General features: G+C 45.8%; 14 protein-coding genes. 8 read left to right on the plus strand and 6 right to left on the minus strand.

From position 1 onward, the window contains the following. Nucleotides 1-73: 73 nt before the first annotated feature. Nucleotides 74-1,060: an alpha/beta hydrolase gene (locus AAHN97_RS22325; RefSeq protein WP_343304314.1), complete on the minus strand. Its 987-nt coding sequence runs from the start codon at nt 1,058-1,060 to the stop codon at nt 74-76. Between the two features lie 127 nt (nt 1,061-1,187). Here AAHN97_RS22325 and AAHN97_RS22330 point away from each other — a divergent pair, with 127 nt between their 5' ends. Next, nucleotides 1,188-1,550, plus strand: a complete 363-nt coding sequence (locus tag AAHN97_RS22330; protein ID WP_343304315.1) for a winged helix-turn-helix transcriptional regulator — start codon at nt 1,188-1,190, stop codon at nt 1,548-1,550. Here AAHN97_RS22330 and AAHN97_RS22335 read toward each other — a convergent pair. Next, nucleotides 1,547-1,741: a KTSC domain-containing protein gene (locus tag AAHN97_RS22335; RefSeq protein WP_343304316.1), complete on the minus strand. Its 195-nt coding sequence runs from the start codon at nt 1,739-1,741 to the stop codon at nt 1,547-1,549. The genes AAHN97_RS22330 and AAHN97_RS22335 overlap by 4 nt on opposite strands. 2 nt (nt 1,742-1,743) lie before the next feature. Continuing rightward, complete coding sequence (locus AAHN97_RS22340) at nt 1,744-3,252, minus strand: FAD-dependent oxidoreductase (RefSeq protein ID WP_343304317.1); 1,509 nt, start codon at nt 3,250-3,252, stop codon at nt 1,744-1,746. Nucleotides 3,253-3,336: 84 nt separating this feature from the next. On the opposite strand from AAHN97_RS22340, the gene AAHN97_RS22345 reads away from it, so the two are divergent. From AAHN97_RS22345 to ygiD, 7 genes are all read left to right on the plus strand, one after another. Continuing rightward, nucleotides 3,337-3,987, plus strand: a complete 651-nt coding sequence (locus AAHN97_RS22345; protein WP_343304318.1) for a DUF6766 family protein — start codon at nt 3,337-3,339, stop codon at nt 3,985-3,987. A 307-nt stretch (nt 3,988-4,294) separates the two neighbouring features. Beyond that, nucleotides 4,295-7,390, plus strand: a complete 3,096-nt coding sequence (locus AAHN97_RS22350) for a SusC/RagA family TonB-linked outer membrane protein (protein WP_343304319.1) — start codon at nt 4,295-4,297, stop codon at nt 7,388-7,390. An 18-nt stretch (nt 7,391-7,408) separates the two neighbouring features. Next, nucleotides 7,409-9,103: a RagB/SusD family nutrient uptake outer membrane protein gene (locus tag AAHN97_RS22355; RefSeq protein WP_343304320.1), complete on the plus strand. Its 1,695-nt coding sequence runs from the start codon at nt 7,409-7,411 to the stop codon at nt 9,101-9,103. Nucleotides 9,104-9,157: 54 nt separating this feature from the next. Next, nucleotides 9,158-9,739 carry a Crp/Fnr family transcriptional regulator gene (locus AAHN97_RS22360; protein ID WP_343304321.1) on the plus strand — a complete coding sequence of 194 codons (582 nt, stop codon included), beginning with the start codon at nt 9,158-9,160 and terminating at the stop codon, nt 9,737-9,739. Nucleotides 9,740-9,795: 56 nt separating this feature from the next. Then, nucleotides 9,796-10,212 carry a hypothetical protein gene (locus AAHN97_RS22365; RefSeq protein WP_343304322.1) on the plus strand — a complete coding sequence of 139 codons (417 nt, stop codon included), beginning with the start codon at nt 9,796-9,798 and terminating at the stop codon, nt 10,210-10,212. Beyond that, nucleotides 10,209-11,030: an SDR family oxidoreductase gene (locus tag AAHN97_RS22370; RefSeq protein WP_343304323.1), complete on the plus strand. Its 822-nt coding sequence runs from the start codon at nt 10,209-10,211 to the stop codon at nt 11,028-11,030. Before AAHN97_RS22365 ends, AAHN97_RS22370 begins: the two co-directional genes overlap by 4 nt. Then, nucleotides 11,030-11,896, plus strand: a complete 867-nt coding sequence (ygiD, locus tag AAHN97_RS22375) for a 4,5-DOPA dioxygenase extradiol (protein WP_343304324.1) — start codon at nt 11,030-11,032, stop codon at nt 11,894-11,896. The genes AAHN97_RS22370 and ygiD overlap by 1 nt, the downstream gene beginning before the upstream one ends. 62 nt (nt 11,897-11,958) lie before the next feature. On the opposite strand, the gene AAHN97_RS22380 is transcribed toward ygiD, so the two are convergent. The 3 genes from AAHN97_RS22380 to AAHN97_RS22390 are packed head-to-tail and all read right to left on the minus strand — an operon-like array spanning nt 11,959 to nt 14,475. Then, nucleotides 11,959-12,666, minus strand: a complete 708-nt coding sequence (locus AAHN97_RS22380) for a hypothetical protein (protein ID WP_343304326.1) — start codon at nt 12,664-12,666, stop codon at nt 11,959-11,961. Between the two features lie 54 nt (nt 12,667-12,720). Next, entirely contained in the window at nt 12,721-13,737 is a 1,017-nt protein-coding gene (locus AAHN97_RS22385; protein ID WP_343304327.1) for a hypothetical protein, read from the minus strand. Nucleotides 13,738-13,740: 3 nt separating this feature from the next. Next, nucleotides 13,741-14,475, minus strand: a complete 735-nt coding sequence (locus AAHN97_RS22390; protein WP_343304328.1) for a hypothetical protein — start codon at nt 14,473-14,475, stop codon at nt 13,741-13,743.

Raw genomic sequence — 14,475 nt, forward strand, 5'->3', positions numbered from 1 at the left:
AACTGCTATATAGCTTGCAAACACATTTGTGCAAAAAATATTTGCGGAACGTAGAAAGTCCCGCAAATACCTGCTATCCTAAATACTTCTTTAGTTCTGCTGCCGCATGTAGTATTAAAGAACGCGTACCGGGAATTTCAGCCATGCCGTTCAACATTCCCCAGTCATGGATCACACCGTTATAACGGATAGTGGTTACCGTTACGCCGGCTTCATCCAGTTTACGGCCATAGGCTTCGCCTTCGTCCCGCAAAATATCATTTTCTGCTACCTGTATCAATGCCGGTGGTAATCCCTTTAATTGTTCAACAGTAGCCTGTAACGGAGAGGCATATATTTCCTTCCGCTGCTTTGGATCTTTTGTATACTGATCATACAGCCATTTCATCAGGGAAGTGGTCAGAAAACGCTGTTCACCAAAGAGGCGGTAAGATTCTGTATCGAAACCCGCATCTACGATAGGCCATAACAGTATTTGTAATTTGATAGCAGGCCCGCCATGCTCTTTTGCTTTCAGCGTGGTAACGGCTGTCATATTTCCGCCTACACTATTTCCTACTACGGCCAGGTTCTTACCATCTACATTTATTTCGTCCCCATTTTCTGCTACCCACTTCGTAACCGCAAAGATCTCATTCACGGCCTGCGGATATTTGGCATCCGGCGAGGGGGTATAATTAACAAATACGGAAGCATAACCAGATGCCACTACCAGGTCACGCACCAGTCTTTTGTGGGTAGGAAAATCCCCAAGTACCCATCCGCCACCGTGAATAAAAATAAACACCGGCAGCTTTTCAGAAACTCCTTCCGGCCGCACAATGTGCAGCTTGATGGTAAACCCGTCTGTCGTAATGGTCTTTTCGGACACATCAATCCCGGAAACATCCACTTTCACAGCTGCCTGTGCATCCACCAGCACTTTCCGCGCATCCGGTACCGGCAGGCTTTCTACAGGAGGGCCTCCGGCATTCAAGGGTTTTAGGAATTCTTTTACGGCAGGGCTAAGATGGGGGTCGGATAAATAGTCCTGGGGTTTGGGTTGATTTGTATTACTCATAAGACAAGATTTATTGCAACTAATTGCCACAACATCAATGCCAGAAGGTAGGGACAAATAATTCCCTATCCTGCCATATGGTTAATAAAACGATGATCTTTACCTTTATCTTCTAAACCTTTCCATTATGTACGTGAAAAAAATCCCGGAGAACCCGGAATGTGGTATTGAAATAGCCATCAAGGTATTAGGTGGCAAATGGAAACCCTGCATTTTAGATGCCATCAACCGCGGGTACAGGAGACCCAGTGAAATGCACAGGTATATCAGCCATGCCAGCCCCCGTGTGCTCAATATGCAGCTGCGGGAACTGGAAGAATATTGCATGGTTTCCAAAAAGGTGTATGATGAAATACCACTTAAAGTAGAATACTATCTCACGGACCTGGGCCAGAGCATCCTGCCTATTATTGATGCCATGGATGCATGGGGAGAGGAAAGACGGGAACTGATCACCCGCATTGACGAAGAATTACAGGGCGTTGCCTAAACGGCTTTAAATGCATACTTCCCCTTAATATATTCATTTAAATACTTCCCTTTAGAAAGCGCCATTTTCATTTCTTCATATACATGCTCCGGCACATTGAGGTATGCATACACCTTGCCCGACAGGAAGGTTACATACAGCCTGGATTTTTTGTTATCATAGGAAAAATTTTTGATAACAGTAGATGGCATGATCAACGTTTTTCAAGCCCCTTGTCTGCCGGCCCATTCAATACATTCCCATCAATATCATACCGCGCGCCATGGCAGGGGCAATCCCATGAACGCTCTGCGCCATTCCATTGCACTTCACACTTCAGGTGGGTACACAGGGAATGTAACGCATGAATATTTCCCTCTTCATCTTTATAGATCGCCACTTTATCATCTTCATAATCCACAATGCGCCCTTCTCCGTGGGCCATGCCAGATAAAGATTCCAACTTATCAGCAGGGAACAGTCCTGATACCAGGTCCTTCACCACCGTAAGATTATGCTTCATGAAATTCTTAAATCCTGCTACCGGTTTCAAACGATTAGGATCGAATAATGGAATATAAGGAGAGCCTTCATTGAGGATCAGTTTCTCCAGGATGGCTGCCGCCACATGACTATAGGTCATACCATTACCACCAAAACCTGTAGCCACATAAATATGCTCAGCCTGCCCCGGCAGGGAACCAATATATGGCAGCCCGTCTGAAGATTCATAATACTGGGAAGACCATTTATACTTAACCTCCGCTACTGCAAAATGTTTGCGGATAGTGGCTTCCAGTTGCAGAAGACATTGCTCCGTATTCTCCGCATCCCCTGTTCTATGATCCTTACCACCTGCAATCAGGTAAGGTTGCCCATCCACCACCTGTGTGCGGTAATAATGATAAGGGTCGTACATATCGTAACTCAGGTCTTCCGGATATTTTCCATCATCCAGCAGAACAGCCATCGCATAACTGCGATAAGGAAGACAACGGAGATGTACAAGGTTCACGCCGGGAGGGATATGCGTAGCATAGATCAGATCGCGTGCTTTAAAAATACCTTGTGCGGTTTCTACTTCTACCAATTCATTATTCTCCACACCGGTTACCCTGCAATGCTGCATGATGGCACCTCCCAATTTTTCATACGCTTCTGCCAGTCCTATTACATAATCCAGCGGCTGGAATTTAGCCTGTGCTTTCACCCTGATGGCTTTTGTAAATGAGATAGGAACGGGAATATTCTCTGTAAATGCAGCAGATAGCCCTGCTGCCTTGGTGGCTGTCAGGATTTCTTCCAATTCCTTTTCCTGGGAATCATCCTGCGCAAATAAATACGCATCCGCTTCGGAAAATCCACAACTTATGTTGTATTTACGGATGTTAGTGCTGATACTTTCCACTGCTTCCTTTGCAGCATTCGCCACCAATCGGGCATTATCATCCCCAAAATTCTGTGCAATGGTTGTATACGGTGTATCCAGCAATGTATTGATATGTGCCGTGGTTCCACCGGTTGTACCAAAGCAAAGGTTCTCCGCTTCTATAACAAGGCAGCGCTTTCCGGCTTCCTGTAAACGTAAAGCTGTGCTGATACCTGTTATACCTCCGCCAACAACAATCACGTCCCATTCATCCCTTTCGGGAAACGGCTGTGTTGTATATGGCTGTTTTGTGTCCTGCCAAAGGCTGGTAAGATGTCCGTCTCGCTTTATCATAGTTCCGTTTTAATCATACCCCGTCAAAACATATGCCTTTTAAACAGCGGTAGAAGATGGCATTGTTTTTATACCTCATTTAAAATGAAATTCTTATATCGAAACGGGCTAACCATCGCCTTCGTAACCATGCTGCTTATTACATGGGGAGCACAGGCATTTACCGGGCACCGGCAATTCAATGCGGAACTGGAAGAAAAGGGCATGGCAACCCTAAGCTTCGCTGCTTACCTCATTAGTCCGCATTTCATGGAAGCTACTTTCGAAAACTGGGAAAGCGAATTCCTGCAAATGGGCATGTATGTTTTATTAACAGTCTGGCTAAGACAAAAAGGCTCCTCTGAATCAAAAGCCCTGGATAAAAAAGAAGAGGTGGACAGGGAACCAAAACCAGGGCCGGACGCTCCCTGGGCTGTTAACAAAGGTGGATGGTGGCTGAAGATCTACCGCAATTCCCTCTCGATCGCTTTTTTCCTCTTATTCCTCTTCTCCTTTGTATTGCATTTTATAGGCAGCAGGGCACATTATAATATAGAACAAACCGCTCTCCATAAACCACTGGCATCGGTGAGTGAATATCTGGGTAATTCAAAGTTCTGGTTTGAATCCTTTCAGAACTGGCAAAGCGAGTTCCTCTCCGTTGCCGCTATTGTATTCCTATCCATTTATCTCCGGCAATGGGGCTCGCCTGAATCCAAACCTGTAGATGCACCTCATGCGGAAACAGGAAAGTAAGAAGTGTTAAAAAAACACCTGTATCTGTTAAAATCAGTCCATTCTGGTATAATAAAAATGAGCAACTTTAAATAAGTTTTCCATCGGGTATAAATACCGGTGGTGGCCCGTTTACAATTACCAGAGTGCGAAGGCACTCATTTTTAACCTGGTTTTTGCAAACGTTTGCATCAAGACAAAACAGTTAATTCAATTCCACTTTTATGAAAACATAAGCTATTGTCTGCTTATGCTACTCTGCATGGGTAGTACTGAGCAAACCCACTCCATTATTCACATTCCCTCCTTCATTATTAAAATCAACGTTATGAGAAACTGGATCATTTCAGTTATGCCGGCCGTTCCACCTGGCAGATTACTATTTAAACTAACTGTGTTATGCCTGCTGTTTTCTTCCACTGCAGTATTTGCGCAGGAGAAACTGGTGACGGTAAAAGGAAAAGTAGCTTCACAAACCGGCGATCCCTTACCCGGTGCCAACATTGGCATCAAAGGAACCACCAGCGGCACTGCCACTGATGCCAATGGTAATTTCCAACTGAAAGCGCCGGCCAATGGTACACTCAGGATCACTTACACGGGTTTTATCACTCGCGAATTAAACGTGGCCGCTTCAGACATGAATAATGTAACAATACTGCTGGCCACAAATAAAGGGGAACTGAATGAAGTAGTGGTGGTAGGATATGGTTCCCAGAAAAGATCGGATGTAACGGGCTCCATTGCTTCCATCAACTCACAGGCCTTAAGGGATGTACCTTCTTCCAACCTGAGTTCTGCCTTAAAAGGACAAGGCGCAGGTATCGACATTCAAAAGAATGGCGGCAATAGTAAACCCGGTGCAAAACCTGTTATCCTTATCCGTGGCAGCAGATCGCTCAGAGCTACTAACGATCCGCTTTTTGTAGTAGATGGCATTCCCTATAATGGTGATATCAATGACCTGAACCCGGATGATGTTACCTCCGTGGAAGTATTAAAAGATGCATCTGCCACTGCCATTTACGGATCAAGAGGCGCCAACGGGGTGATCCTTGTTTCTACTAAACGTGGCCGCAGCGGACAAGCTCAGATCACTTACAGCGGTTATGGCGGTTTTGTAAAACCCTCTGCCAAATATGATCTGATGAATTCACAGCAATATGCCGGCCTGAAAAAATGGGCTTATCATAATAGTGATAACGTTAAATACCCAACCCCCGAAGACCCACAGATCATGCTGGATGCTTTTGATGCAGAAGAAAGAGCAGGCCTTGCCGCCGGTAGAAATACAGACTGGCAGGACCTCATCTACCGTACCGGGCTGATGACCAATCACCAGATCGGCATTTCCGGTGGTAATGAAAGAACACAATTCAGTGCCTCCGGCGGATACTTTAAAGAAACCGGTGTTTACTTTGGCCAGTCGTTTGAAAGGTTCACCGTGAAAGCCAGCGTAGATCATGAGATCAACAAGATCTTTAAAATAGGCGTAAGTTCTCTGAACAACTACTCTACTACCAATGGTGAAAGCGCCAACCCCATGGGCCAGGCTTTAAGAGCCAGCCCTATGGCGGCAGCTTACGACAGCACGGGTGCTATCCTCAATGCCTTCGTTGCAGGAAGCGCTAAACAGATCTGGAACCCACTCGCCAACTTTGTTCCAGGTGCATCAGTAGAAAAAAGGAAACGTACAGGTACCTTCACAACCGTTTACCTGGATGTGAACATCCTGCCTGGCCTGAAATACCGCTTTAATGGTGGCGCGGAGATCAAGAACGACACCTATGGTAGTTTCTATTCCGCAAAAACCACCAACAACCAGGGCAACCTGAACACCAGTAATAATGATTATGTGCTGAGTTCCAACTTTACACTGGAACACCTGCTCACGTATGATAAGACCATCCGTAAACACCGTTTCAATCTTACAGGATTGTACAGCGTGCAGCAATCAAACAACCAGACCAATAAGTACAACAACAACTCTCTCTTATCTGATAACCTGCAATACTTCAACGCCCAGTATGGTTTGAACCTTGCAGGTAGTGGTACCGAAAGTAAATGGAATATCATTTCTTATATGGGCCGGTTGAACTATAATTTCGATGACCGTTACCTGCTCACTTTAACCATGCGTACAGATGGTAGTTCCCGTCTTGCTCCTGGTAACAAATACCAGGGCTTCCCTTCTGCTGCCGTTGGCTGGAATATCAGCAGGGAGAACTTCCTGAAGTCTGTTGCCAATGTATCAAACCTTAAACTCCGTGCAAGTATCGGGCGTGTAGGTAATACCGCTATCAATCCTTATCAGACATTGGGCTCATTGGCTCCGGTCACTTATAACTACGGATCAACTAACGTTACCGGCGTTTATTTCAACTCCGCATCCAACAACAAACTTACCTGGGAATATACTTCTACTATCAACGCAGGGCTTGACTTCGGTTTCTTCAATAATCGCATCACGGGTAGCGTGGAAGTGTATAAACAATATACCAACAACCTGTTGCTGCCCCAGAAATTACCTTTCACCACAGGTATTCCCAGTGATGTACTGGTGAATGTGGGTAAAACAGAAAACAAGGGTATTGAAGTACAATTATCTACGGTGAATATTCAGGGTAAAGGCGTCAATGATTTCACCTGGACTTCCAATTTGAACTTCTACATCAACCGCGGAAAGATCACGGAACTGTATGATGGTATCAAACAGGATATCAATAACGGTTGGTTCGTGGGTCAGCCTATTGGTGTTTATTACGACTATGATCGCATCGGCATCTGGCAGAATACAAAACAAGATTCCCTTACCGCATTGGCGCATAAACAAAAAGTAACAGGCCCTACTTCTGTGATCGGTAACATCCGGGTGAGGGATGTCAATGGCGATACGGCTTTCACTACAGCAGACAGAACGATCATTGGTTCCAACCAGCCTAAATGGGAAGGTGGTATGACCAACCGCTTTTCTTATAAAGGAGTGGACCTTACCGTAGTAGTATTTGCACGTATGGGCGGCATGCTGAACAGTAAATTATATGGCGGAGGTTTTGCCAATACCTTCCAGGGTAACTACAACAACCTGAATGTGAACTACTGGACGCCCACAAACGGAGAGACCTATTTCCCTAAACCTAATAATAGTTCCACCCAAACGCAATACAATTCCACACTGGGATATATTGACGGCAGCTTCCTGAAAATAAGGAGCATGAGCCTGGGTTACAATCTGCCTGCTTCTTTTGTACAAAAGCTGAGGGCCCGTTCTGTTCGTGTGTATGCTACCGCGCAGGACCCTTTCATCCTTTTCTCTGAATACCGTAATAAATACCACGGCATAGATCCTGAATCCGCAGGAAATATCAATGCGGACACCCCGGCTACATGGTCTATGGTATTCGGTATTAACCTTACTTTATAATCTTTTAATTGCTTTGTTATGAAAAAGATCATCATATTATGTTTACTCCTTTCCAGCTGTGCCAAGATGCTGGAAGAGAAACCAAACTACGTGCTCACGCCGGATTTCTACAAAACTGTTCAGGGTGTTAATGCTGCGCTGGATGCCTCTTACGCAGGTATGCGCACTGTTTGGGGTTGTGAAGATTATTTTTCTTTGGCCACCGTTGCTACGGATGAATGGATGAGAGGCAATGATGCCAACAGTAACCTCTTCCTCTATGCACCAACTTATCAGACCAATGATGGAAAAGTGGAAGCGTTATGGAAAAACTGCTATACCTATATCAATACCTGCAATGCAGTGATAGACTTTGCACCGGAAGTAGCCGGCATCCCTGCTGAATCAAAGAAACGTTACATTGCAGAAGCCAAATTTTTACGCGCCACCTACAATTTTGTACTGGTGCAATTCTGGGGAGATGTAACGTTGCTGGATAAATTCCAGGACAAAGCGATCACCTCTGCCACAAGGCATCCGCAGGCAGATGTATTCAATGCTATTATCAAAGATCTGAAAGATGCTATTCCTGATCTGCAACCTGCTCCCACCACAAAAGGACTGGACCCGGGAAGAGCCAATGCTGCCGCAGCCAAACATGTGCTGGCAAAAGTATACCTGGCCCGTGCAGGTGGTAAAGCAAAAGTAGCCACTGATTACAGGGATGCTTACACCACTGCGGTAGACCTGATCAACACAGCGCCTGGATTAGGTTTGGCTATGCTGCCTAATTTCGGAGATGTTTTTGCAGAAGGCAACGAAGCAAACATAGAAGTACTCTGGTCTGTACAACATACCGCCAGCCTGGCTTATAACGGATCACCGAAACAGGATAGCCGTACGCCAGATAATATGCTCGTGCATCTTTTTTCTCCCCTGTATGAAAAAGTAGATGGCATGGCCCGTAATATTCGTGATGGCCGACCTTATATCCGTACCATCCCCACTTTGTGGCTGATAGATACTGTGTTCAAAGAAAGGGTGAATGATACCCGGTTCCACAAATCCTTCCAAACAGTTTGGTATTGCAACAACGCGGCGAGTATTCCAAAATGGCCTGCTACCTTACCTCCCGGGGCTCCGGCTGGTGCAGTTCCCAACGGCCCTAAATTCAAACTGGGCGATACCGCTATTTACATGCCACAGGGAAACAGAACAGCAGCCCAGATCGCAGCAGCGCCTTATACACTGATCCCTTCCCGTTTATATAATCCGCGGCTCTCTCCTGCATTAACGAAATATGTGGACACCAAACGTTCGGACATGAATGCGCCTTCCATCAGGCCAGTGATCGCTTACCGCTTAGCGGAAACATACCTGGTAGCAGCAGAAGCTGCATTGATGGATGGCCGGCCCGCAGATGCAGTACCTTACCTGAATGCCGTACGCGAAAGGGCAGCATTCCCTACAGGTAACAAAGCAGCCATGACTATTACAGTAGCTGATGTGAACCTCGATTTCATCCTGGATGAACGTTCCCGCGAACTGGCAGGTGAAAACACCAGGTGGCTGGACCTGATCAGAACAGGCCAGTTACAGAAAAGGCTGAATTTGCATACACCGGACAGCCGTGCAAATTTCATCAGTCCCAAACACCTGTTACGCCCGATCCCGCAAGCACAGATAGATGCAGTGACTACAGGACCAAAATATCCTCAGAACGAAGGCTGGTAAAATCTATGGCGGGCATCAAACGGTGCCCGCCATATTATTCCTATCTTAGCAATTATGTACGAAGTATTGCTGGATAACATTAACAGAAAGGTACCACTCTCTGCTGAAGAACAGGAAGTGATCAAAACCTGCTTCGTCCCCAAAAAGATCCGCAAAAAACAATACGTACTACAGGCCGGCGAGGTATGCAAGTACATCCTCTTTGTAGAAAAAGGGTTACTCCGCACACATTATACAGACGATAACGGTGGCGAACATACGGTACAATTTGCCCCGGAGAACTGGTGGATCTCAGACATGTACAGCTTTCTCACCAACGAACCCTCCCTATATAATATCACTGCACTGGAAGATACGGAAGCCCTGATGTTAAGCAACGCCACCTTTGAGGAAATGGTGAGCAAAGTGCCCAAGATGGAACGTTATTTAAGGATCCTCATGCAGAATAACCTGGTAGCCCTGCAAAGAAGGATCACGGGCGTACTGAGCGATTCCACGGAAGAAAAATATACCCGCTTCACCAAAGCCTACCCGGATATTGTTAACCGCGTACCCCAGCATATTATTGCCACTTACATCGGCCTTACCCCGGAAACCCTGAGCCGGATCCGCAAACAACTGCTGCATAAAAAGTAAATTTCTTATCTGAGATCAATGGATCGGGGCATGGGCCATGCGTACCTTTGCAAAGCATGACCACCACAACCACCATAGCGATCATTGGCAAAACACCCCTTGCACAAACACTGTCCAAAGGCGGGTACCGTATACTGCTGTTTGGCGGGGAATGTAAAGAAGGGGAATTGATGGATTGCCCCATTGAAGCGAGCTGGGAGGCAGACATTATTGTACTGGCCGCCCAGCCAGAAGAAATGGCAGAAAAGATCAGGGCAGTGGCCGTGCAAAAGATCGTACTCAGCAATGGCTCCCTGGAAACATGGCAAACCCTGCTGCCTCATTCCAAAGTGGTGGCGTTCTCCAACCTTTCCCCGGCGCAGCGTGTTATCAATATCTCCGGTGATGACGGAGAAGCACTTTACACTACCGCTGAACTGCTCAGGTCAGTCGGCTTTTTTCCTGACATTCAACTTAAAAGAAATAGACTATGATACTTATTACCGGTGCAAACGGACATCTAGGGCAATTAACCATTAATGCCTTACTGAAAGAAAACCCGGCGGCTAAAGTAGCCGGCCTGGTCAGAACAGCAGAGAAAGGCAAAGACCTTCCTGTTGAAATAAGGATTGGCGACTACAACGATAAACCGGCTTTGCAAACTGCCTTAAAAGGAATTGAGGTACTGCTCCTGGTATCTACCAGTACTTTCGGCAACAGGGTAGAACAACATGCCAATGTGATCGATGCCGCCAAAGCTGCCGGTGTGCAACATATTATCTACACCAGCCATGTTCAGGCAGCAGGTTCTCCAGGCCCGCTGGCACCTGATCACGCAGAAACAGAAAAACTGCTGATCACGTCCGGTATAGATTATACCATTTTCAGGAATACTTTTTACATGGAATACATGCCCTGGTTCCTGGGCAATGCAATAGAAACGGGTACCTGGACGTATCCCAGCAATGGTGCCAAAATAAATCTTGCTTTGCGCAGTGAAATGGCAGAAGCACTGGCGAAAGTTTTATCCGCACCGGAAAAACATCGTAACCAGATCTACGAGATCACCTCTTCCCCATCTTTCACCTTAACGGAAATGGCAGACATTCTGGACATCAAATACCAGGACGTTACCGTACAAGAATTCAAAGAGATCCTGGCTAAAGCCGGACTGCCACAGGAACAGATTGTTGTAATCGCAGGGATCGGGGTTACTTTCTCTACCGGTGCATTAAGTTATGCGGGAGATGATCTGGAAAAACTACTCGGCCGTAAACCGGTAAACATCAAATCATTCCTCCAGCAATTATAATGGAACGAAAAGATTTCCTTAAAATGATAGCACTAAGCGGCCTCACCGCCTTCAATAAGTTCACTGCTAATTTATCAGACAATGGTGTGCTGATGCCGGTGTTATTCATCGGCCACGGCTCTCCCATGAATGGTATTGAACACAACAGCTTCACCCAACACTGGGTAAAAATGGCAGAGACCATTCCAACACCCGCAGCGGTACTGGTTGTTTCTGCCCACTGGCTGAGCAAAGGAACAAAGATCACCGCCATGGATTTCCCGGAAACTATCCACGACTTTGGTGGGTTTCCTCCGGAACTTTTTGCTGTACAATATCCCGCACCGGGAAGCCCTGCTATTGCAAAAGAAACAGCATCACTCATACATTCCACCAAAGTGGAACTGGCACACGATTGGGGATTGGACCATGGTACCTGGACGATCATACGCCACATGTACCCCAAAGCCAACATTCCCGTATTACAATTAAGCATCGATTATTCCAAAGGCCCGGCGTATCACTACAACCTGGCAAAAGAATTACACGAACTACGCAGGAAAGGCATCTTGATCATCGGAAGCGGCAACATGGTACACAACCTGGGCATGATAGCATGGGATAAGATGGATAAACCAGAGTATGGGTATGACTGGGCATTAGACATCAATTCGAAATTCAAACAACTCATCTATAACGGCGATCATGCTTCCCTGATCAAATATGAAACCATCAGTAAGGATATAAGACTAGCCATCCCCACCCCGGACCATTATTATCCATTAATGTATACGCTTGGATTAAAAGGAACAAAAGACGATGTGGAGATCTTTAATGATAAGGCCGTGGCGGGATCGCTAACGATGACTTCAGTAAGGTTCGGATAAAATAGAAAAACGGTTACTCCATAGAGTAACCGTTCTCTTTTACAGCAGCATCTTTTAATGGTTTACGGGATCAACTCCTCGTATCTGAAATTGTAATAAGGGAAAGAACCACCGGTCACACCATTGAGATAAATAGACTGAATATCAAATTTGTAGATGGTAGTACCGCTCTTCCAGAAAAGCACTCTGCCGGAAACAGGGGTAACGGTATGGCCGCCACTCCAGTTGTAAATATACCAGCCGGCTCCATTTGCATACGCTGCAACGGCTGGAGGAATTCCTGTACCTGTTACCTGGTCCATACCGATCACGTTAGAACCTGCTGGTGAGCTGGCTGGGTTTGATGCCGTTGCCCAGTCTGCATACACCACGGAAGCAAACGCCTTATTGATGAAACGGATGGAATCGTTGGAGGTAATATCTCCTGTAGCAATGCCAGTGAACTTAATATTAAAGTTAGCAGGGGTACCAGCTTCGTTCACAGTAAAGCGCCAGTAGAGATTACCATCAGCTGGCTGTCCGGGGCCAGTTGTATAAGCTTGTTTGAAATTCGTTACGGTATACAAGCTACCGGCACGACAGATTGTTCCTGATGTTACACCAGGCCCTGTTATACTTTGACAGGTGCCGTCAGTAATGCTTACAGACAATGTCTGATCGCGAAGGGTTATTGATTCCGCATCTTTGTTCTTGGAGCAGGAAGCAACGAACAAAGTGCTGGCAGTGGTTAACAACAGCGCAAGGCGCGAAAGGGTTTTGATTTGTGTCATAGTAATATTGGATTAATAATAAACAATAAGGGTTTGGGATGTGCTGTAATGCATTTATGATGGTGTAACAGTAAACGATGTAGCACCGTCCACATTTACATATACTTTCGTTTGTTTGTTCCAGTTCCAGAATCCGATGAAGTCTGTTATCCGCAATTGAATGCCGATGCCGTCCGCATCATATCCTCCCAGCTGATAAGTACCTGCTTTGAACGTAGTTGGAATGCGGTAAGTGGCAGAAGTAGCAGTAGAACTCACCAGTGCCAGTGTAGCCACTTCTATCTCATTCCAGTTGGCATCGTAGGCATATACCCTTGCTTCTTTCATATCAAAGAAGCCGGTACCATTGAAAGTGATAGTTTCACCCTGTTTTACAGTAACCGGTGCTTTGATTTCATTTACAACAGGTTTTGCACTCGCAGGGTACAACACACCGAAGATGGCATTGGGAGAAATGAACGTACGCTCTTCACTGACGATCTTTACTTTGTAAGCACCGATCTTTACATCATCCGTATTAGGCACCTTTATCCGCATAATGGGCGTACCGTCTGCCTGATCGGCAAACTCAATGGGGATCTGTGTTTCTTTATTGGCATTATCTACAATATAAAAACGGGTGAGGTTCACATCGCGGGCCAGGTAACGGATCTCACGGCCATTGTTCACGGTGATCGTTCCTCCTTTGGTAGTGGCATAGGTCATTTCAAACACCTGGATATCCGGCTGATTGTAAACCACTTTCAGGAAGTAATCCTTCACTGCACCGTTCTGGGCTTTCACCGTAAACTTTGTTCCGGTGGCAAATGTTACTTCTGTTCCGGAAGCCGGCGTAATAGTAGCATGCTCTGACACCTTGATCTGAGGGCTGATCTTAGCGGGTTTGGGAAGATAAGAAGGCCAGTAAATGATAATGCTGTCGTTATTAAAAGAAGCATTGATCTTTTCATCTCCTCCGGTGGAAACACTTAGTAATTCGATACTGTTATATGGATAAGGCGCATATTCCGTTTCCTTTTTGCAGGAAACAAATGCCGCCAGTATTAAAATGCAGGATATAATTCTATACATGATCTATGGCAGTTTATTGATACGGATGGGAAATGTGGTGGTAACAACCTTGGCATAGGAATATACACGCACCTTATATAAACCTGTGGCTGGCAAAGCCGTCAGCAATGGACTGGGATCCTGCTGGTAGTTAATCAGTGAAATGCCCACCGAATTCAGATCATTCGTATTAGTGATGGACATCGTGAATGGCGGATATTCTTTCCCGGTTTCATCCACCAGTACTACTTTCATCAGTTCGCGGTTCTCATGAAAGCCTGTCCCCAACAGGTTGATGTTTATACTAGAAAAATTAACGCTCATTTTAATATCGAAGGATCTGATATCAGTAGCGCTGGTACTTACTTCCTTCAGGGTTAATGGAGGCTGTTGTACCACAATCTTCAGGGTATAGGTTTTCTTCTTCCCGCTTTTACCGGTAACGGCATATTTGATGTCGCGCCCTTTCTGGAAAACGTCCAGAAGATTTTCTATCAAAGTACCTGTACCCGGTTGTACAGTAGCGCCGGTGCTTACTTTGATCTCCGGCTCCAGTACCACCAGTTGTTTATAAAAAGGCAGGTAAACCGTAATGCTGGAATCAGCATCATTCACAGTGCCATAGATGGGATCGCCCTGAACATTCACGATCTTGTATTCCGTGATCCTGCTATCGGATGCTGCCGGTGGGGCAATAGTATCCGTTTTGGTGCACCCTGCTATGGCAAGGAGCATCAATACCTTTAAAATTCTGTTCAT

It is taken from the genome of Chitinophaga niabensis, assembly GCF_039545795.1.
Taxonomy (GTDB): Bacteria; Bacteroidota; Bacteroidia; order Chitinophagales; family Chitinophagaceae; genus Chitinophaga; species Chitinophaga niabensis_B.

Coding starts and splice junctions, on each gene's coding strand:
- AAHN97_RS22350 (WP_343304319.1), top strand. CDS start 4,295: ATGAGAAACTGGATCATTTCAGTTATGCCGGCCGTTCCACCTGGCAGA.
- AAHN97_RS22390 (WP_343304328.1), bottom strand. CDS start 14,475: ATGAACAGAATTTTAAAGGTATTGATGCTCCTTGCCATAGCAGGGTGC.
- AAHN97_RS22360 (WP_343304321.1), top strand. CDS start 9,158: ATGTACGAAGTATTGCTGGATAACATTAACAGAAAGGTACCACTCTCT.
- AAHN97_RS22385 (WP_343304327.1), bottom strand. CDS start 13,737: ATGTATAGAATTATATCCTGCATTTTAATACTGGCGGCATTTGTTTCC.
- ygiD (WP_343304324.1), top strand. CDS start 11,030: ATGGAACGAAAAGATTTCCTTAAAATGATAGCACTAAGCGGCCTCACC.
- AAHN97_RS22335 (WP_343304316.1), bottom strand. CDS start 1,741: ATGCCATCTACTGTTATCAAAAATTTTTCCTATGATAACAAAAAATCC.
- AAHN97_RS22330 (WP_343304315.1), top strand. CDS start 1,188: ATGTACGTGAAAAAAATCCCGGAGAACCCGGAATGTGGTATTGAAATA.
- AAHN97_RS22325 (WP_343304314.1), bottom strand. CDS start 1,060: ATGAGTAATACAAATCAACCCAAACCCCAGGACTATTTATCCGACCCC.
- AAHN97_RS22370 (WP_343304323.1), top strand. CDS start 10,209: ATGATACTTATTACCGGTGCAAACGGACATCTAGGGCAATTAACCATT.
- AAHN97_RS22380 (WP_343304326.1), bottom strand. CDS start 12,666: ATGACACAAATCAAAACCCTTTCGCGCCTTGCGCTGTTGTTAACCACT.
- AAHN97_RS22355 (WP_343304320.1), top strand. CDS start 7,409: ATGAAAAAGATCATCATATTATGTTTACTCCTTTCCAGCTGTGCCAAG.
- AAHN97_RS22340 (WP_343304317.1), bottom strand. CDS start 3,252: ATGATAAAGCGAGACGGACATCTTACCAGCCTTTGGCAGGACACAAAA.
- AAHN97_RS22345 (WP_343304318.1), top strand. CDS start 3,337: ATGAAATTCTTATATCGAAACGGGCTAACCATCGCCTTCGTAACCATG.
- AAHN97_RS22365 (WP_343304322.1), top strand. CDS start 9,796: ATGACCACCACAACCACCATAGCGATCATTGGCAAAACACCCCTTGCA.